The sequence below is a fragment of the Pseudomonas sp. GL-B-26 genome (assembly GCF_019947405.1).
GTDB lineage: Bacteria > Pseudomonadota > Gammaproteobacteria > Pseudomonadales > Pseudomonadaceae > Aquipseudomonas.
In genome coordinates this window covers 65993-85306 of record NZ_JAGYGJ010000016.1, presented here as the reverse complement: position 1 = coordinate 85306, position 19314 = coordinate 65993, and the positions used below count along the sequence as shown (strand labels likewise).

Annotated in this window: 18 protein-coding genes; 17 read left to right on the top strand and 1 reads right to left on the bottom strand. The window is 56.7% G+C overall.

Annotated elements, in window-relative coordinates; translation table 11 throughout:
* Positions 1–13 precede the first annotated feature (13 nt).
* The 17 genes from mnmE (at position 14) to glmS (ending at position 17730) form a co-directional block, all read left to right on the top strand.
* Positions 14–1384, top strand: a complete 1371-nt coding sequence (mnmE, locus tag KGB23_RS12960) for a tRNA uridine-5-carboxymethylaminomethyl(34) synthesis GTPase MnmE (protein WP_223431354.1) — start codon at positions 14–16, stop codon at positions 1382–1384.
* Positions 1385–1934: 550 nt separating this feature from the next.
* The gene (gene mnmG, locus KGB23_RS12955) at positions 1935–3833 is read left to right on the top strand and encodes a tRNA uridine-5-carboxymethylaminomethyl(34) synthesis enzyme MnmG (RefSeq protein ID WP_223431353.1); all 1899 of its coding nucleotides are present in this window, start codon (positions 1935–1937) and stop codon (positions 3831–3833) included.
* A complete protein-coding gene (rsmG, locus tag KGB23_RS12950) occupies positions 3830–4474 on the top strand; it encodes a 16S rRNA (guanine(527)-N(7))-methyltransferase RsmG (protein ID WP_033059687.1) in 645 nt (214 codons plus the stop codon). The genes mnmG and rsmG overlap by 4 nt, the downstream gene beginning before the upstream one ends.
* Before the next feature lie 18 nt (positions 4475–4492).
* Positions 4493–5290, top strand: coding sequence for a ParA family protein (locus tag KGB23_RS12945; protein ID WP_008155709.1), 798 nt, complete (start codon positions 4493–4495; stop codon positions 5288–5290).
* Positions 5291–5299: 9 nt separating this feature from the next.
* Positions 5300–6172, top strand: coding sequence for a ParB/RepB/Spo0J family partition protein (locus KGB23_RS12940; RefSeq protein ID WP_008027541.1), 873 nt, complete (start codon positions 5300–5302; stop codon positions 6170–6172).
* 147 nt (positions 6173–6319) lie between these two features.
* Positions 6320–6727 (top strand): F0F1 ATP synthase subunit I, encoded by a 408-nt coding sequence (locus tag KGB23_RS12935; protein WP_007948092.1) that lies wholly within the window; start codon positions 6320–6322, stop codon positions 6725–6727.
* A 16-nt stretch (positions 6728–6743) separates the two neighbouring features.
* On the top strand, positions 6744–7613 hold the full coding sequence (atpB, locus tag KGB23_RS12930) for a F0F1 ATP synthase subunit A (RefSeq protein ID WP_223431352.1): 870 nt from the start codon (positions 6744–6746) through the stop codon (positions 7611–7613).
* Positions 7614–7746: 133 nt separating this feature from the next.
* Complete coding sequence (atpE, locus tag KGB23_RS12925) at positions 7747–8004, top strand: F0F1 ATP synthase subunit C (protein ID WP_002555987.1); 258 nt, start codon at positions 7747–7749, stop codon at positions 8002–8004.
* Positions 8005–8060: 56 nt separating this feature from the next.
* Positions 8061–8531 (top strand): F0F1 ATP synthase subunit B, encoded by a 471-nt coding sequence (locus KGB23_RS12920; protein WP_150657769.1) that lies wholly within the window; start codon positions 8061–8063, stop codon positions 8529–8531.
* Positions 8532–8543: 12 nt separating this feature from the next.
* Positions 8544–9080 (top strand): F0F1 ATP synthase subunit delta, encoded by a 537-nt coding sequence (locus KGB23_RS12915; protein ID WP_008155712.1) that lies wholly within the window; start codon positions 8544–8546, stop codon positions 9078–9080.
* 21 nt (positions 9081–9101) lie between these two features.
* Positions 9102–10646, top strand: coding sequence for a F0F1 ATP synthase subunit alpha (gene atpA, locus KGB23_RS12910; protein ID WP_033059681.1), 1545 nt, complete (start codon positions 9102–9104; stop codon positions 10644–10646).
* Positions 10647–10696: 50 nt separating this feature from the next.
* Positions 10697–11557 (top strand): F0F1 ATP synthase subunit gamma, encoded by an 861-nt coding sequence (gene atpG, locus KGB23_RS12905; protein ID WP_033059680.1) that lies wholly within the window; start codon positions 10697–10699, stop codon positions 11555–11557.
* A gap of 27 nt (positions 11558–11584) precedes the next feature.
* Positions 11585–12964, top strand: a complete 1380-nt coding sequence (gene atpD, locus KGB23_RS12900) for a F0F1 ATP synthase subunit beta (RefSeq protein WP_033059678.1) — start codon at positions 11585–11587, stop codon at positions 12962–12964.
* Positions 12965–13009: 45 nt separating this feature from the next.
* The gene (locus KGB23_RS12895) at positions 13010–13435 is read left to right on the top strand and encodes a F0F1 ATP synthase subunit epsilon (protein ID WP_008155716.1); all 426 of its coding nucleotides are present in this window, start codon (positions 13010–13012) and stop codon (positions 13433–13435) included.
* Between the two features lie 116 nt (positions 13436–13551).
* The gene (gene glmU, locus KGB23_RS12890; protein WP_223431351.1) at positions 13552–14919 is read left to right on the top strand and encodes a bifunctional UDP-N-acetylglucosamine diphosphorylase/glucosamine-1-phosphate N-acetyltransferase GlmU; all 1368 of its coding nucleotides are present in this window, start codon (positions 13552–13554) and stop codon (positions 14917–14919) included.
* 200 nt (positions 14920–15119) lie between these two features.
* Positions 15120–15896 (top strand): DeoR/GlpR family DNA-binding transcription regulator, encoded by a 777-nt coding sequence (locus KGB23_RS12885; RefSeq protein ID WP_223431350.1) that lies wholly within the window; start codon positions 15120–15122, stop codon positions 15894–15896.
* Position 15897: 1 nt separating this feature from the next.
* On the top strand, positions 15898–17730 hold the full coding sequence (gene glmS / locus KGB23_RS12880; protein ID WP_223431349.1) for a glutamine--fructose-6-phosphate transaminase (isomerizing): 1833 nt from the start codon (positions 15898–15900) through the stop codon (positions 17728–17730).
* Positions 17731–17976: 246 nt separating this feature from the next.
* Here the strand turns inward: glmS and KGB23_RS12875 are convergent, their stop codons facing one another.
* Positions 17977–19281 carry an MFS transporter gene (locus KGB23_RS12875; protein WP_223431348.1) on the bottom strand — a complete coding sequence of 435 codons (1305 nt, stop codon included), beginning with the start codon at positions 19279–19281 and terminating at the stop codon, positions 17977–17979.
* Positions 19282–19314 lie beyond the last annotated feature (33 nt).

Below are 19314 nucleotides of genomic sequence, written 5' to 3'. Positions count from 1 at the left end.
TGGATAACGGTTTATGAGCGTTCCTCGTGAAACCATCGCCGCCGTCGCCACCGCTCAAGGTCGCGGCGGTGTGGGCATCGTCCGTATTTCCGGGCCGCTGGCGAGTGTTGCGGCCAAAGCCTTCAGCGGTCGTGAGCTCAAGCCAAGGTATGCCCACTATGGCCCGTTCCTCAGTGAAAACGATGAGGTGCTGGATCAAGGTATCGCCTTATATTTTCCGGGCCCGAACTCGTTCACCGGCGAAGATGTGCTGGAGCTCCAGGGCCACGGCGGTCCGATTGTTCTGGATATGCTGCTCAAGCGTTGCCTGGAATTGGGCTGTCGGTTGGCCCGGCCGGGTGAATTCAGCGAGCGCGCGTTCCTCAATGACAAACTCGACCTGGCTCAGGCCGAGGCGATTGCCGACTTGATCGAGGCGAGTTCTGCACAGGCTGCACGAAATGCCCTGCGTTCCTTGCAGGGCGCATTTTCCGAGCGTGTGCATAACCTCACCGAGCAACTGATTGGCCTGCGCATCTATGTCGAAGCGGCGATCGACTTCCCTGAAGAAGAAATCGACTTCCTCGCCGATGGTCATGTACTGAGCATGCTCGACAAAGTGCGTGACGAGTTATCCACCGTACTACGAGAAGCCGGGCAGGGTGCCTTGCTGCGTGACGGGATGACCGTGGTGATCGCCGGCCGGCCGAATGCCGGTAAATCCAGCCTGTTGAATGCACTGGCCGGTCGTGAAGCCGCGATCGTCACCGAGATCGCCGGCACCACCCGGGACATTCTTCGTGAACATATCCACATTGATGGTATGCCGCTGCACGTGGTCGACACCGCAGGTCTGCGAGATACCGACGACCAGGTAGAAAAAATCGGTGTCGAACGGGCGCTGAAAGCCATCGGCGAGGCTGATCGAGTCCTGTTGGTGGTCGATGCAACCGCTCCTGAGGCACTTGATCCGTTCGCGTTATGGCCTGAATTTCTGGAAATCCGTCCCGATCCGGCAAAAGTCACGCTGATCCGTAACAAGGCAGACCTCACGGGCGAAGCCATTGCACTGGAAGTCAGCGAAGATGGCCACGTCACCATCAGCCTGAGCGCCAAATCTGCAGGTGAAGGGCTGGAATTGCTGCGCGACCACCTCAAGGCCTGCATGGGTTACGAACAGACCTCGGAAAGCAGCTTCAGTGCTCGCAGGCGTCACCTTGAAGCGTTGCGTCACGCCAGTACTTCCCTTGAGCACGGCCGTGCACAGCTGACCCTGGCGGGAGCCGGTGAACTTTTAGCCGAGGATTTGCGACAAGCCCAACACGCTTTGGGTGAAATCACCGGTGCATTCAGCTCCGATGACTTGCTGGGACGGATTTTTTCCAGCTTCTGTATCGGTAAATAGTCCTTCCGTTGTCCACAGACAGGCCATTCGTGCCTGTCTGTTCCCTCCTTTTCTTGAATTCTCTTCCAGTGCTGAGCAGATTCTTTCTGCTTGAGCGGATTTCCCGTGCCCTGGATTTGCTTATTCAGCAGTTTTCTGTGGTTTAAGCCCTGTGAATAACTGCCTCCAAGGGCAGTTGATAACAGGGCCTCAAAACTGAAGATAACCGCTCCTGTGGATAAGCACCCCTTTAATCCACAGGCTTAAACCGGTTATCCAAGGGCCTCCTTGGCACATGACCACAGGGTTTTGAATCTCTGTACATATTGAATATAAAGGTCTGCAGAGATCTATCCACAGAAATGTGGCTCAGTAGAAATAAACATAAAAACAAAGATTTAATAAATTTCTTTCTTTTTAATTTCTATAACCACGACTTCTCCACAGCTGGTTAAATTTTGTGCAAAGGGTTCTTTAGGAAGGGCGAAGTCCCTATACTTGCCGACCAGGTCCAAAAACCTGAGCTCAAACTATTCCTGATTACCTAACTGAAGCAGGCACGAGGTGCGTGGTGGATTTCCCTTCCCGTTTTGAAGTGATCGTCATCGGCGGCGGTCATGCCGGTACCGAGGCAGCACTGGCCTCAGCACGTATGGGTGCAAAAACCCTGTTGCTGACGCATAACGTGGAAACCCTCGGTGCCATGAGTTGCAACCCCGCTATCGGTGGGATCGGCAAAAGCCATCTGGTCAAGGAAATCGATGCCCTTGGTGGTGCGATGGCCATGGCCACCGATAAGGGTGGTATTCAATTTCGCGTGTTGAACAGCCGTAAAGGCCCCGCCGTGCGTGCAACCCGCGCTCAGGCTGACCGGGTTCTGTACAAGGCCGCTGTCCGCGAGATCCTCGAAAACCAGCCGAACCTGTGGATATTTCAACAGGCCGCCGACGACCTGATCGTCGAGCAGGAACAAGTGCGCGGTGTTGTCACCCAAATGGGCCTGCGTTTCTTCGCGGATTCCGTGGTGTTGACCACTGGCACCTTCCTCGGTGGACTTATCCACATCGGAATGCAAAATTTTTCCGGTGGCCGTGCCGGTGATCCGCCGTCGATTGCCCTGGCTCACCGTCTGCGTGAATTGCCACTGCGTGTCGGTCGCCTGAAAACCGGTACGCCACCGCGTATCGACGGCCGATCTGTGGATTTTTCGGTGATGACCGAGCAAGCAGGCGATACACCGATCCCGGTGATGTCGTTCATGGGTTCCAAAGAGCAGCATCCGAAACAGGTCAGCTGCTGGATTACCCACACGAACGCCCGTACCCACGAAATCATTGCCGCCAACCTCGATCGTTCGCCGATGTATTCCGATGCAGGTGTGATCGAAGGTATTGGCCCGCGTTACTGCCCGTCGATCGAAGACAAGATCCATCGCTTTGCCGACAAGGAAAGCCATCAGGTCTTCATCGAACCGGAAGGCCTGACGACCAACGAACTGTACCCGAACGGGATATCCACATCCCTGCCGTTCGACGTGCAACTGCAGATCGTGCAATCGATCCGCGGCATGGAAAACGCGCACATCGTTCGTCCGGGTTATGCCATCGAATACGACTACTTCGACCCGCGTGACCTGAAGTACAACCTGGAAACCAAAGTCATCGCCGGTCTGTTCTTCGCCGGGCAAATCAACGGCACCACCGGTTACGAAGAAGCCGGCGCCCAGGGTTTGCTGGCCGGGGCCAACGCCGCACTGCGTGCTCAGGGCAAAGACGCCTGGTGCCCGCGTCGCGATGAGGCGTACATCGGGGTGTTGGTCGACGACCTGATTACCCTGGGTACCCAGGAACCGTATCGGATGTTCACGTCCCGCGCCGAATACCGCCTGATCCTGCGCGAAGACAACGCCGACCTGCGCTTGACCGAAAAAGGTCGCGAACTGGGTCTGGTGGATGACGCGCGTTGGGCTGCGTTCTGCACTAAACGCGAAAGCATCACGCTGGAAGAGCAACGCCTGAAAAGTACCTGGGTTCGCCCGGGCACCGAGCAAGGCGATGCGATTTCCGAGAAGTTCGGCACGCCGCTGACCCACGAATACAATTTGCTCAATCTGCTGAGCCGTCCGGAAATCGACTACGCTGGTCTGATTGCCGTGACCGGTGGCGGCGCAGAAGATCCACAAGTCGCCGAGCAGGTCGAAATCAAGACCAAATACGCCGGTTACATCGATCGCCAACAGGATGAAATCGCACGGCTGCGGGCCAGCGAAGACACAAAACTGCCTGTGGATATCGATTACACGAACATTTCCGGTCTCTCCAAAGAGATCCAGAGCAAGCTCGGTGCGACCCGTCCAGAGACTTTGGGCCAGGCGTCGCGTATCCCGGGTGTGACGCCGGCAGCGATTTCGCTGTTGATGATTCATTTGAAAAAACGCGGCGCGGGCCGTCAGTTGGAGCAAAGCGCTTGAGTTCGTTGGTCACCTCGCAACACGCAGAAGAGTTATCCACAGGTGCTCGCCAGCTCGGTGTCACGCTGACAGAAACCCAGCATGCCCAGCTGCTGGGTTATCTGGCCCTGTTGATAAAATGGAACAAGGCTTACAACCTGACTGCCGTACGCGATCCGGATGAAATGGTTTCCCGTCACTTGCTCGATAGTTTGAGCGTGATGTCGTTCGTCGAAAACGGTCGCTGGCTGGACGTCGGCAGCGGTGGCGGCATGCCGGGTATTCCCTTGGCCATCCTGTTTCCAGAGTCCCAAGTGACCTGCCTGGACAGCAACGGCAAGAAAACCCGCTTCCTGACCCAGGTCAAACTCGAACTCAAACTGGATAACCTGCAAGTTATCCACAGTCGCGTCGAAGCTTTTCAGCCTGATCAGCCATTCAACGGGATCATCTCCCGGGCGTTCAGCAGCATGGAGAACTTCAGCAACTGGACTCGCCACCTCGGCGACACCGAAACACGTTGGCTGGCAATGAAGGGCGTTCATCCCGCCGATGAGCTGGTAGCATTGCCGGCAGACTTCCACCTCGATAGCGAACACGCCCTGGCCGTACCCGGTTGCCAAGGCCAACGCCATCTGCTGATACTGCGCCGCACGGCATGATTGGGAACACAAGCAAGAATGGCTAAGGTATTCGCGATAGCGAACCAAAAGGGCGGTGTGGGCAAAACCACCACCTGCATCAACCTCGCAGCATCGCTGGTCGCTACCAAGCGCCGGGTGCTGTTGATCGATCTCGATCCACAGGGCAACGCCACCATGGGTAGCGGTGTGGATAAACACGGCCTGGAAAATTCGGTCTACGACCTGCTGATCGGCGAATGCGATCTGGCCCAGGCCATGCACTATTCCGAGCACGGTGGTTACCAACTGCTGCCGGCCAACCGCGACCTGACCGCGGCCGAAGTGGTTCTGCTGGAAATGCAGATGAAGGAAAGCCGCCTGCGCAGTGCGTTGGCGCCGATCCGTGAAAACTACGATTACATTTTGATCGACTGTCCGCCGTCGTTGTCGATGCTCACGCTGAACGCTTTGGTCGCCGCCGATGGGGTGATTATCCCCATGCAGTGCGAGTACTTCGCGCTCGAAGGCTTGAGCGACCTTGTGGATAACATCAAGCGCATCGCTGAGTTGCTGAACCCGAACCTGAAAGTCGAAGGCCTGTTGCGGACCATGTATGACCCGCGCCTGAGCCTGATGAACGATGTTTCGGCGCAGCTCAAGGAACACTTCGGCGAGCAGCTCTACGACACGGTGATTCCGCGCAACATCCGCCTGGCTGAAGCACCAAGCTATGGCATGCCGGCGCTGGCGTACGACAAATCATCGCGGGGCGCCATTGCCTATCTGGCATTGGCGGGCGAGATGGTTCGTCGTCAACGCAAAAACTCACGCACTGCCGCTGCTCAGGCAACTTAAGGAATCCCCATGGCCGTCAAGAAACGAGGTCTCGGACGTGGACTGGATGCACTGCTGAGTGGTCCGACTGTCAGCTCGCTGGAAGAACAAGCGGTGCAGGCTGATCAGCGTGAGTTGCAGCACCTGCCCCTGGACCTGATCCAGCGCGGCAAGTACCAGCCGCGCCGGGACATGGACCCTCAGGCGCTGGAAGAGCTGGCGCAGTCGATCAAGGCTCAGGGCGTGATGCAGCCGATCGTGGTTCGTCCGATTGGCAGCGGTCGCTTCGAAATCATCGCCGGTGAACGCCGCTGGCGCGCCAGCCAGCAGGCTGGCCAGGAAACCATCCCGGCGATGGTTCGCGATGTGCCGGATGAAACCGCGATCGCCATGGCGCTGATCGAGAACATCCAGCGCGAAGACCTCAACCCGATCGAAGAAGCGGTGGCCTTGCAGCGTTTGCAGCAGGAATTCCAGCTGACGCAGCAACAAGTGGCCGAAGCCGTGGGCAAATCCCGCGTGACCGTGGCCAACCTGCTACGCTTGATTGCGTTGCCGGAAGTCATCAAAACCATGCTGTCCCACGGCGACCTGGAAATGGGTCATGCCCGTGCTTTGCTCGGTTTACCGGAAAATCAACAGGTTGAAGGGGCGCGACATGTTGTCGCACGGGGACTGACTGTACGCCAGACTGAAGCACTGGTTCGCCAGTGGTTGAGTGGTAAACAGGAACCTGCTGAACCGGTAAAGCCGGACCCGGATATCGCTCGACTCGAACAGCGTCTGGCTGAGCGCCTAGGCTCTGCGGTGCAGATTCGCCACGGTAAAAAGGGGAAGGGGCAGTTGGTGATCGGTTACAACTCCCTCGATGAGCTTCAAGGTGTGCTTGCACACATTCGCTGAAACATTTCCTCATGTAGCGTGCAGTCGGAAATCACTACCTGACAGTTGAATAGGGGCAGAACCGCCCCTATACTCTGCGCGCATTTTGTCGGCACAAATTATGCCAAGTTATTGAATTCTGGCAGCCGATCATTGGGGAGAAAAACGATGGAAAGCCGCACGCCAAACCGCTTGCCGTTCCATCGCCTGGCAGTTTTTCCGGTCTTACTGGCTCAATTTGTCGTTTTGGTACTGGCCGCTCTGGCGCTTTGGTACTGGCATGGAGTCGTAGCCGGGTACTCAGGACTCTGCGGAGGCCTGATAGCCTTGCTACCCAATGTTTATTTCGCTCACAGGGCATTTCGGTTTTCCGGCGCCCGAGCAGCTCAAGCCATCGTCCGGTCTTTTTATGCTGGCGAGGCGGGCAAACTAATTTTGACGGCAGTGCTCTTTGCATTGACGTTTGCAGGTGTGAAGCCATTGGCGCCGCTAGCTGTATTCGGCGTCTTCGTGTTGACCCAACTGGTCAGCTGGTTCGCGCCCCTGCTGATGAGAACAAGACTTTCGAGACCTTAGGGCGTTTGAGGCAACCATGGCAGAGACAACCGCTTCGGGCTATATCCAGCACCACTTGCAGAACCTGACCTTCGGTCAGCACCCAACTGGCGGGTGGGGTTTTGCCCACACCGCAGCAGAAGCCAAAGAAATGGGCTTCTGGGCTTTCCACGTCGATACTCTCGGCTGGTCGGTCGCATTGGGTCTGATCTTCGTTCTTCTTTTCCGCATGGCGGCAAAGAAGGCGACTTCCGGTCAGCCTGGCGGCTTGCAGAACTTCGTCGAGGTTCTGATCGAGTTCGTCGACAGCAGCGTGAAAGATACCTTTCACGGCCGTAATCCATTGATCGCACCATTGGCGCTGACGATTTTTGTCTGGGTGTTCCTGATGAACGCCGTCGACCTGGTTCCGGTCGACTGGATTCCGAAAGTGGCTGCCTTCATTACCGGCGACCCGCATCTGGTCTTCCGTGCTGTTCCGACCACTGACCCGAACGCGACCCTGGGTATGTCCCTGTCGGTGTTTGCGTTGATCATTTTCTACAGCATCAAGGTCAAGGGTATCGGCGGCTTCATCGGCGAACTGACCCTGCACCCTTTCGGCAGCAAGAACATCTTCGTTCAAGCCCTGCTGATCCCGGTGAACTTCCTGCTGGAGTTCGTGACGCTGGTTGCCAAGCCAATCTCCCTGGCACTGCGTCTGTTCGGCAACATGTACGCCGGCGAACTGGTCTTCATTCTGATTGCTGTGATGTTCGGCAGCGGTCTGCTCTGGCTTAGCGGCCTGGGCGTAGTTCTGCAGTGGGCGTGGGCTGTGTTCCACATCCTGATCATCACCCTGCAGGCGTTTATCTTCATGATGCTGACCATCGTTTACCTGTCGATGGCGCACGAAGAGAACCATTAAGACCAGTCTCGACTAGTCTGATGTCCCACTCGGTCAAACGAGTGGGTGCCCGAACAGGGCTATGAAACGATTTGTTTTACCGCTTTAAAATCTAAAAAACCTAAACCATACGACGTAAAAGTCGGGAGGAAAGATGGAAACTGTAGTTGGTCTAACCGCTATCGCTGTTGCACTGTTGATCGGCCTGGGCGCACTGGGTACCGCAATTGGTTTCGGCCTGTTGGGTGGCAAGTTCCTGGAAGGCGCAGCGCGTCAGCCAGAGATGGTTCCAATGCTGCAAGTCAAAATGTTCATCGTTGCCGGTCTGCTCGACGCCGTAACCATGATCGGTGTTGGTATCGCTCTGTTCTTCACCTTCGCGAACCCATTCGTTGGTCAACTCGCTGGCTAATTACTCGAACCTTCGAGTAATTGGTGTGATGTGCAACGAACGAGCGAGGTGTTGGCGTGAACATTAATGCAACCCTGATTGGCCAGTCCGTTGCGTTCTTCATTTTTGTACTGTTTTGCATGAAGTTCGTGTGGCCTCCGGTCATCGCGGCTTTGCACGAACGTCAGAAGAAGATCGCGGATGGACTGGACGCTGCCGCCCGAGCAGCTCGCGACCTGGAGTTGGCCCAAGATAAAGCGGGTCAACAACTGCGCGAAGCTAAAGCTCAGGCAGCCGAAATCATTGAGCAAGCCAAGAAACGCGGTAACCAGATCGTCGATGAGGCTGTTGAAAAAGCCCGTATCGACGCTGACCGTGTGAAGGTTCAGGCTCAGGCCGAGATCGAGCAGGAACTGAACAGTGTCAAAGACGCGCTGCGTGCCCAATTGGGTGCTCTGGCCGTTGGCGGCGCCGAGAAGATCCTGGGTGCCACAATCGATCAAAACGCGCACGCGGAGCTGGTAAACAAACTGGCTGCTGAAATTTAAGCGAGGGCGATCATGGCAGAATTGACCACGTTGGCCCGACCTTACGCTAAGGCAGCCTTCGAGCACGCCCAGGCCCACCAGCAACTGGCCTCTTGGTCAGCCATGCTCGGCCTGGCTGCAGCAGTGTCGCAAGACGACACCATGCAGCGCGTGCTCAAGGCCCCGCGACTGACGAGCGCAGACAAGGCCGCCACGTTTATTGACGTGTGCGGCGACAAGTTTGATGTGAAGGCACAGAACTTCATTAACGTCGTTGCCGAAAACGACCGTCTCCCGCTGTTGCCGGAGATCGCCGCTCTGTTTGACCTGTACAAGGCCGAACAAGAGAAATCGGTAGACGTTGAAGTCACCAGTGCTTTTGCATTGAACCAAGAACAGCAAGACAAACTCGCCAAGGTTCTCAGTGCACGACTCAACCGGGAAGTGCGCCTGCAAGTCGAGGAAGACAAATCCCTTATTGGGGGCATTGTCATCCGCGCCGGCGACCTGGTAATCGATGGCTCGGTTCGCGGCAAACTCGCGAACCTTGCCGAAGCATTGAAATCTTGAGTTTGAAGGGGCAGCAGAGCAATGCAGCAACTCAATCCTTCCGAAATAAGTGAAATTATCAAGGGCCGCATCGACAAGCTCGATGTGACCTCCCAAGCCCGTAACGAAGGCACTGTCGTCAGCGTATCTGACGGTATCGTGCGGATTCACGGTCTGGCCGACGTAATGTACGGCGAGATGATCGAGTTTCCGGGCGGCGTCTTCGGTATGGCTCTCAACCTGGAGCAAGACTCCGTAGGTGCCGTTGTATTGGGCTCTTACCAGTCTCTGGCTGAAGGCATGAGCGCCAAGTGCACTGGCCGCATCCTCGAAGTTCCGGTTGGTAAGGAACTGCTGGGTCGCGTAGTCGACGCACTGGGTAACCCAGTTGACGGCAAAGGTCCGCTGAACAACACCGAGACCGATGCGGTCGAGAAAGTTGCTCCAGGCGTGATCTGGCGTAAGTCGGTAGACCAGCCTGTACAGACTGGCTACAAGGCTGTCGATGCCATGATTCCTGTCGGCCGTGGCCAGCGTGAGCTGATCATCGGTGACCGTCAGATCGGTAAAACCGCTCTGGCGATCGACGCGATCATCAACCAGAAAAACAGCGGTATTTTCTGCGTCTACGTAGCGATCGGTCAGAAACAATCGACCATCGCTAACGTGGTTCGCAAGCTGGAAGAAAACGGCGCACTGGCTAACACCATCGTCGTTGCCGCGAGCGCTTCGGAATCTGCAGCACTGCAGTTCCTGGCACCGTACTCCGGTTGCACCATGGGTGAATTCTTCCGCGACCGCGGTGAAGACGCGCTGATCGTTTATGACGATCTGTCCAAGCAAGCAGTGGCTTACCGCCAGATTTCCCTGCTGCTGCGCCGTCCACCAGGCCGTGAAGCTTACCCAGGCGACGTGTTCTATCTCCACTCCCGTCTGCTGGAGCGCGCATCCCGCGTTTCGGAAGAGTACGTAGAGAAGTTCACCAACGGCGCAGTGACCGGCAAAACCGGTTCCCTGACCGCACTGCCGATCATCGAAACCCAGGCTGGCGACGTTTCCGCGTTCGTTCCGACCAACGTGATTTCCATCACCGACGGTCAGATCTTCCTGGAATCGGCCATGTTCAACTCCGGGATCCGTCCTGCTGTGAACGCCGGTGTTTCGGTATCCCGTGTGGGTGGTGCCGCTCAGACCAAGATCATCAAGAAGCTCTCCGGTGGTATCCGTACCGCTCTGGCTCAGTACCGTGAACTGGCGGCATTCGCCCAGTTCGCTTCTGACCTGGACGAAGCGACCCGTAAGCAACTTGAGCATGGTCAGCGCGTTACCGAGCTGATGAAGCAGAAGCAATACGCACCAATGTCGATCGCTGACATGGCGCTGTCGCTGTATGCCGCTGAGCGTGGGTTCCTGACTGACGTTGAAATCGCCAAGATCGGCAGCTTCGAACAAGCGCTGATTGCTTTCTTCAACCGCGATCACGCCGAATTGATGGCGAAGATCAACGTGAAGGGTGACTTCAATGACGAAATCGACGCTGGCATGAAAGCCGGTATCGAGAAGTTCAAGGCCACCCAAACCTGGTAAGCCGCAGCGGGAGCCGCAAGGCTCCCGCTTGCTAACCTGATAGGTGTTACATGGCAGGCGCAAAAGAGATTCGCAGTAAGATTGCGAGCATCAAAAGCACGCAAAAGATTACCAGCGCCATGGAAAAAGTGGCGGTCAGTAAAATGCGCAAGGCACAAATGCGCATGGCTGCTAGCCGTCCTTACGCGGAGCGCATCCGCCAGGTTATTGGTCATTTGGCCAACGCCAACCCGGAATATCGCCACCCCTTCATGATCGAGCGTGAAATCAAGCGCGTCGGTTATGTCGTAGTGAGCAGTGACCGTGGTCTGTGTGGTGGTTTGAACACCAACCTGTTCAAGGCCCTGGTCAAGGACATGGCGGTAAACCGCGAAAACGGCGTCGAGATCGATCTGTGTGTTGTTGGTAGCAAGGGTGCGGCTTTCTTCCGCAACTTCGGCGGTAACGTCGTTGCAGCTATCAGCCACCTGGGTGAAGAGCCGTCGATCAATGATCTGATTGGCAGCGTCAAGGTGATGCTGGATGCCTACCTGGACGGCCGTATTGATCGCCTGTCCGTGGTGTCCAACAAGTTCATCAACACCATGACGCAACAGCCTACTGTGGAGCAGTTGATTCCACTGGAGGCAACCCCGGATCAATCGCTCAAGCACCACTGGGACTATCTCTACGAACCGGATGCCAAAGAGCTGCTTGACGGCTTGATGGTCCGTTACGTCGAGTCGCAGGTCTACCAGGCGGTGGTCGAGAACAACGCGGCTGAACAAGCTGCGCGGATGATCGCGATGAAGAACGCTACCGACAACGCCGGTGATTTGATCAGCGATTTGCAGCTGGTCTACAACAAGGCGCGTCAGGCTGCGATCACCCAAGAGATCTCGGAAATCGTCGGCGGCGCTGCCGCGGTTTAACGGTTCAAATATTCAGAGGATCCAGCTATGAGTAGCGGACGTATCGTTCAAATCATCGGCGCCGTTATCGACGTGGAATTTCCACGCGACAGCGTACCGAGCATCTATAACGCGCTGTTGGTACAAAGCGCGGCAGGGACCACTCTGGAAGTTCAGCAACAGCTGGGCGACGGCGTGGTTCGTACCATTGCGATGGGTTCCACCGAAGGCTTGAAGCGCGGTCTGGAAGTCAAAGACTCCGGCGCAGCCATCTCCGTACCGGTCGGTAAAGCGACCCTGGGCCGGATCATGGACGTACTGGGCAACCCGATCGACGAAGCTGGTCCGATTGACACCGAAGAGCGCTGGGGCATTCACCGTCCTGCGCCAACCTTCGCTGAACAAGCTGGCGGCAACGACCTTCTGGAAACCGGCATCAAGGTTATCGACCTGGTTTGCCCGTTCGCCAAGGGTGGTAAAGTCGGTCTGTTCGGTGGTGCCGGTGTAGGCAAAACCGTAAACATGATGGAACTGATCCGTAACATCGCCATCGAGCACAGCGGTTATTCCGTGTTCGCCGGTGTGGGTGAGCGTACTCGTGAGGGTAACGACTTCTACCACGAGATGAAGGATTCCAACGTTCTGGACAAAGTGGCACTGGTTTACGGTCAGATGAACGAGCCGCCGGGTAACCGTCTGCGCGTAGCACTGACCGGCCTGACCATGGCCGAGAAGTTCCGTGACGAAGGTAACGACGTTCTGCTGTTCGTCGACAACATCTATCGTTACACCCTGGCCGGTACTGAAGTATCCGCACTGCTGGGCCGTATGCCTTCCGCAGTAGGTTACCAGCCGACCCTGGCCGAAGAGATGGGTACTCTGCAAGAGCGTATCACTTCGACCAAAAACGGCTCGATCACCTCGATCCAAGCGGTATACGTACCTGCGGATGACTTGACTGACCCGTCGCCAGCGACCACTTTCGCCCACTTGGACGCCACCGTCGTTCTGTCCCGTGACATCGCTTCCCTGGGTATCTACCCAGCGGTCGATCCACTCGACTCGACTTCGCGCCAGCTGGACCCGAACGTAATCGGCCAGGACCACTACGACACCGCTCGCGGCGTACAGTATGTTCTGCAACGTTACAAAGAACTGAAGGACATCATTGCGATCCTGGGTATGGACGAGCTGTCGGAAGCCGACAAGCAGTTGGTAAACCGTGCTCGTAAGATCCAGCGTTTCTTGTCGCAGCCGTTCTTCGTGGCTGAAGTCTTCACCGGTGCTTCGGGTAAATACGTTTCCCTGAAAGACACCATTGCTGGCTTCAAAGGCATCCTCAACGGTGACTACGACCACCTGCCAGAACAAGCGTTCTACATGGTCGGCGGCATCGAAGAAGCGATCGAGAAAGCCAAGAAACTGTAATCCCGGCGCCCGGCAACGGGCGCTAATTTAGGTTGAGGCAATCAGATGGCTATGACAGTCCATTGCGATATCGTCAGCGCGGAAGGGGAAATCTTCTCCGGCCTGGTCGAGATGGTGGTTGCGCACGGTGCACTGGGTGATCTTGGTATCGCTCTGGGTCACGCGCCGCTGATCACTAATCTCAAGCCGGGCCCGATCCGCCTGATCAAGCAGGGCGGGGAAGAGGAGGTGTATTACATCTCTGGCGGTTTCCTCGAGGTTCAGCCGAACATGGTCAAGGTACTTGCCGACACTGTGCAACGTGCTGCCGACCTGGACGAAGCCTCCGCTCAGGAAGCCGTTAAGGCTGCCGAGAAGGCCTTGCATGACCGTGGTGCAGAATTCGATTACGGTTCTGCTGCCGCACGTCTGGCCGAGGCCGCAGCTCAGCTGCGCACCGTCCAGCAGATCCGCAAGAAGTTCGGCCACTAATAGGCCACCGCTTGTTGTGCGATTGATTAAAAAGGGTAGCCTCGGCTACCCTTTTTTCTTTTCCGATATTCATTACCTGGTCGCAGCCGCCGACCACCCAGGATTGGTAGCCAGTCATGTCTTTAGAAATCGTTATCCTCGCTGCTGGTCAAGGCACTCGCATGCGTTCGGCACTGCCGAAAGTTCTGCATCCGATTGCCGGCAACTCGATGCTCGGCCATGTTATCCACAGCGCCCGGCAACTTGATCCACAGCGCATCCACGTAGTCATCGGTCATGGTGCCGATGCAGTGCGCGAACGTCTGGCGGCTGATGATCTGAATTTCGTCTTGCAGGACAAGCAGCTTGGGACTGGCCACGCCGTTGCTCAAGCGGTGCCTTTCATTGAGTCCGACACCGTCCTGATTCTTTATGGTGACGTGCCATTGATCGAAGTCGAGACTCTGCAGCGTCTGCTCAAGCAAGTAGCGCCGCAGCAACTGGGTTTGTTGACAGTAGAACTGGACGACCCGACCGGCTATGGCCGCATCGTCCGCAACGCCGACGGCAAAGTAACTGCCATCGTCGAGCAGAAAGACGCCAACGAAGCCGAACGAGCGATCACTGAAGGCAACACCGGCATTCTGGCGCTGCCGTTCGCGCAATTGGCTGGCTGGATGAGCCGTCTATCGAACAACAACGCCCAGGGCGAGTACTACCTGACCGACGTAATCGCCATGGCAGTCAGCGACGGTCTGGTGGTGGCCACCGAGCAACCGCATGACGCCATGGAAGTGCAGGGCGCTAACGACCGCAAGCAGCTTTCCGAGCTTGAGCGTCATTATCAGCTGCGCGCCGGCCGTCGTTTGATGGCTCAAGGCGTGACCCTGCGTGACCCGGCTCGTTTTGATGTGCGCGGTGAAATCACTGTCGGCCGCGACGTGCTGATCGACATCAACGTGATCCTCGAAGGCAAGGTCGTTATCGAGGACGACGTGGTAATCGGCCCGAACTGCGTGATCAAGGACAGTACCTTGCGCAAAGGTGTGGTGATCAAGGCCAACAGCCATATAGAAGGCGCGGTTCTCGGCGAAGGCAGCGATGCCGGCCCGTTCGCTCGTTTGCGTCCAGGCACTGTGCTGGAAGCACGCGCCCATGTGGGTAACTTTGTTGAGTTGAAAAACGCTCATCTCGGCGAGGGCGCCAAGGCCGGTCATCTGACCTATCTGGGTGATGCCGAGATCGGCGCGCGTACCAACATCGGCGCGGGCACCATTACCTGCAACTACGACGGCGCCAATAAGTGGAAAACCGTTCTGGGTGAAGATGTGTTCATCGGCTCCAACAACTCGTTGGTTGCGCCTGTGGATATCTCTTCCGGTGCAACCACGGCGGCGGGTTCGACTATTACGCAGAATGTGGATAACGCGCAGTTGGCCGTGGGCCGTGCGCGACAGAAGAATATCGATGGCTGGAAGCGGCCTGAGAAAATCAAGAAGAGCTGAGTTATCCACAGTTCTTGAAGATCAAATGATCGCAGCCTGCGGCAGCTCCACAGGGTGAACAAAAAACCCATTTGTGAGCGGCCGCAGGCTGCGATCTTTTTTTGTTATCCACAGGGCTTTTTATCGCCCCACGCTTGACGAAGTTTCGCCAATAGGTTTTGATTGCTTCCGTTATCTTTCGAATCGAAACTTACTAAGCCATGTCGAAACGCAATACGCCTCAACGCCGTCACAACATCCTCGCCTTGCTCAATGTGCAGGGCGAAGTCAGTGTGGATGAGCTGGCCAAGCGCTTCGAAACGTCTGAAGTTACGATCCGCAAGGATCTCGCAGCGCTTGAGACCAATGGTTTGCTGCTGCGCCGTTATGGCGGAGCGATCACCCTGCCTCAAGAGTTGGTGGCCGACCTTGGTCAGCCGGTGTCCAAATACAAGCAGGCCATCGCCCGCGCCGCCGTTACGCGGATTCGCGAGCATGCGCGGATCATCATTGACAGCGGCAGCACCACGGCGGCGATGATTCCGGAACTCGGCCAGCAGCCGGGCCTGGTCGTGATGACCAACTCGCTGCATGTCGCCAATGCCTTGAGCGAACTTGAGCATGAGCCGGTGCTGTTGATGACCGGCGGCACCTGGGACCCGCATTCCGAGTCCTTTCAGGGGCAGGTGGCCGAGCAAGTACTACGCTCTTACGATTTCGACCAGTTGTTCATCGGTGCCGACGGCATCGACCTGGTTCGCGGTACCACCACCTTCAACGAACTGCTGGGGCTGAGCCGAGTCATGGCTGAAGTCGCCCGGGAAGTGGTTGTCATGGTGGAGGCCGACAAGATCGGCCGCAAGATTCCCAACCTGGAGCTGCCCTGGAGCAGCGTCCATACCCTTATTACCGATGATCGCCTGCCGCTCGAGGCACGGGATCAGATTCAGGCCCGCGGAATCAACTTGATCCTCGCGGCTGTCAATCAGGAGAAATAGCATGTGTGGAATTGTCGGCGCAGTCGCAGAACGTAATATCACCGCCATCCTGCTCGAAGGCCTGAAACGCCTGGAATACCGTGGCTATGACAGTGCAGGTGTAGCGGTCTACACCAATGACCAAAAGCTTGAGCGCCTGCGTCGCCAGGGCAAGGTCAGTGAATTGGAACTGGCGCTGGCAGAAGAACCGTTGGTCGGCCGCCTGGGTATCGCCCACACCCGCTGGGCCACTCACGGTGCGCCGAGCGAGCGCAACGCTCACCCGCATTTCTCCGCTGATCTGGCGGTAGTCCACAACGGCATCATCGAGAACCACGAAGCCCTGCGCGAGCAACTGAAAGCCTTGGGTTACGTGTTCACCTCGGACACAGACACCGAAGTCATTGCTCACCTGTTGAACCACAAACTCAAGGATCTGCCTGATCTGACCGTCGCCCTGAAGGCTACTGTCAAAGAGCTGCACGGTGCATACGGTTTGGCGGTCATCAGCGCTAAGCAACCGGATCGTCTGGTTGCGGCCCGCAGCGGCAGCCCGCTGGTCATCGGTTTGGGCATGGGTGAAAACTTCCTGGCTTCCGATCAACTGGCCCTGCGCCAGGTCACTGACCGCTTCATGTACCTGGAAGAAGGCGATATCGCCGAAATTCGCCGCGACAGCGTGCAGATCTGGGACGTTAGCGGCCAAGTGGTCGAACGTGAGTCGGTGCAGTACCGCGATGGCGCCGAAGCCGCCGATAAGGGCGAATTCCGCCACTTCATGCTCAAGGAAATTCACGAGCAACCGGCCGTGGTGCAGCGCACCCTGGAAGGTCGCATTAGCCAGAATCAAGTGCTGGTGCAAGCGTTCGGTCCACAGGCTGCCGAGCTGTTCGCCAAAGTGCGTAACGTGCAGATTGTCGCGTGCGGCACCAGTTACCACGCCGGCATGGTTGCCCGTTACTGGCTCGAAGAACTGGCCGGCATCCCGTGCCAGGTCGAAGTCGCCAGCGAATTCCGCTACCGCAAGGTGGTGGTGCAGGCCGACACGCTATTCGTGACCATTTCCCAGTCCGGTGAAACCGCCGACACCCTGGCTGCGTTGCGCAATGCCAAGGAATTGGGTTACCTCGCCAGCCTGGCGATTTGCAACGTCGGCATCAGCTCCTTGGTGCGTGAATCCGATCTGACTCTGCTGACCCAGGCCGGTCGCGAGATCGGCGTGGCCTCGACCAAAGCCTTTACCACTCAGTTGGTCGGTCTGCTGCTGCTGACTCTGTCCTTGGGTCAGGTTCGCGGCACGTTGGCCAAAGGCGTCGAAGCCACATTGGTTGAAGAGCTGCGTCGCTTGCCAACCCGCCTCGGCGAAGCCCTGGCCATGGACGGTACCGTCGAAAAAATCGCCGAGCTGTTCGCCGAAAAAAACCACACCCTGTTCCTCGGTCGTGGCGCGCAATTCCCGGTGGCGATGGAAGGCGCTCTCAAGCTCAAGGAAATCTCCTACATCCACGCCGAAGCCTATCCGGCCGGCGAGTTGAAACACGGTCCATTGGCGCTTGTGGATAACGACATGCCAGTGGTCACCGTGGCACCGAACAACGAGCTGCTGGAGAAGTTGAAATCCAACCTCCAGGAAGTCCGCGCCCGTGGCGGTGAGCTGATTGTCTTTGCAGACGAGCAGGCCGGCATGACCAATGGCGAAGGCACACACGTTGTGCAAATGCCACACATCCACGACATCCTGTCGCCAATCCTCTACACCATTCCGCTGCAGTTACTCTCGTATTACGTTGCCGTGTTGAAAGGCACTGACGTTGACCAGCCGCGAAATCTGGCGAAGTCGGTGACGGTGGAATAAGCGATTTACGCAGGAGTACGACGAGTGCTCCTGCGTAGTTGTTCCAGTGCTGCGCTGTCGGAAAGTACTCAAAAAATTGTCAGAAAAATCCCCGAAAAATTCCCTTCAATACAACTCGCTTTGCACTCAACGCTAGGAATAGCGTGCCTTTTGCTGAAACCTTTTCTGCCGTCGATTCCGAGATTCGGAAACAAGCGGATTCTGTGTGAAAGGCAACTCCGTTTGTAAGTGGTGTATGGCGGCGCGTCAGTGCGCAAACGCTTCAGGGTATTTGTCAAGGTAGGCATCATTGAGCTGCGTATCCGGGGAACGCATGAACGTTTTGAAATCGGGTACCAGAAAGACCAGCAGAGACAACAGCAACACCATGGCGCCCAGCAGCGTGATTGTTAGTGCGACCCCCAGATAGGCGATCAGGGTGTTCATCGCAAAACTGCCCAAGGGGCTGGCCGCCGCAGACAGAAATGAAACCGTGGCAAATATCCGGTTGCGATGGAGCTTGGGCGTCGCCAGTAGCCTCACTGCGGAGGTGGGGATGTTGATCAACATCAGGCCTACGCCGCCGCAGAAAAAGGCTGCGGGTACGATGATCGACGATGAAACGGTGCCGACCACCACCAGGTTGCACCCTAGTAATGCAAAACCTGCGGACACACACATATCACGGGGGACCCGGTCGGATAACCAGCTGATGATCTTGTAACTGCCCGCCAGAATGCCCAGTCCGAAGCATGAATCCAGAAGACCAATGTATGTGACCGGGTACTGGATGACGTCCTTTACGTACAGTGGAATCAGAATGGTGAAGAACGGAAACAGGGCAAAGTTGATCAGCATTGCAATGATGGCCAGGTAAAACTCGACTTTCACTCCGTAAACCACTTTGAAACCGGAATAAATCATGCTGAAGCCGCTGGCACCCGGGCCTTTTTCGCCTTGGCCAGTGGCACCGATGTGGCTCGGGATGGTCGCGATCAATGCCCCTGCGATGAGAATCGCAAAAAAATCGGCAGCAAAGGCGAACGTGATACCGAACCCGTAAATCAACCCGCTGGCCAGTACCGGCCCCAGCAGAATCGAAAAAGACGACATCACGCTTTTGGTCCGAAAGGCCAGGGAGACTTTATCGTCGTCTGCGAACAAAGGAATGACCGACGCCTGGAGAGGGTCGCGCACGCCGACGATCGCACTGCTGATCATCATCAGCGCGCCCACCGTCCAAGGGTTGAACGACCCCGTGGCGGACAGCACCACCATCAACAGCGCTGTCAGCAGGCTGATCCATGAGGCCAGCTTGATGATCAGGATTTTGTTGTACTTGTCTCCCAGCCATCCCAACAAGGGTTTGGCTAACACCTCCGCCGCAATGGAACAGGCAATCATGTTGGCGAAGTAGAGCGCAGAGCCTGTTTCCTGCAAGGCCCACCAAGCCACCGCCAGTTGATTGCACCGCCCCCCCAGAACCATAAGCAAAAAGCTGAATTGCACTTTCAGCAGGCGCCGGTCGATGCCGGGAAAGCCCCACGTAATGCCTGAAAAACTTGCACTCATTGACGTACCTTTGATCCGGATAGGGCGACTGTG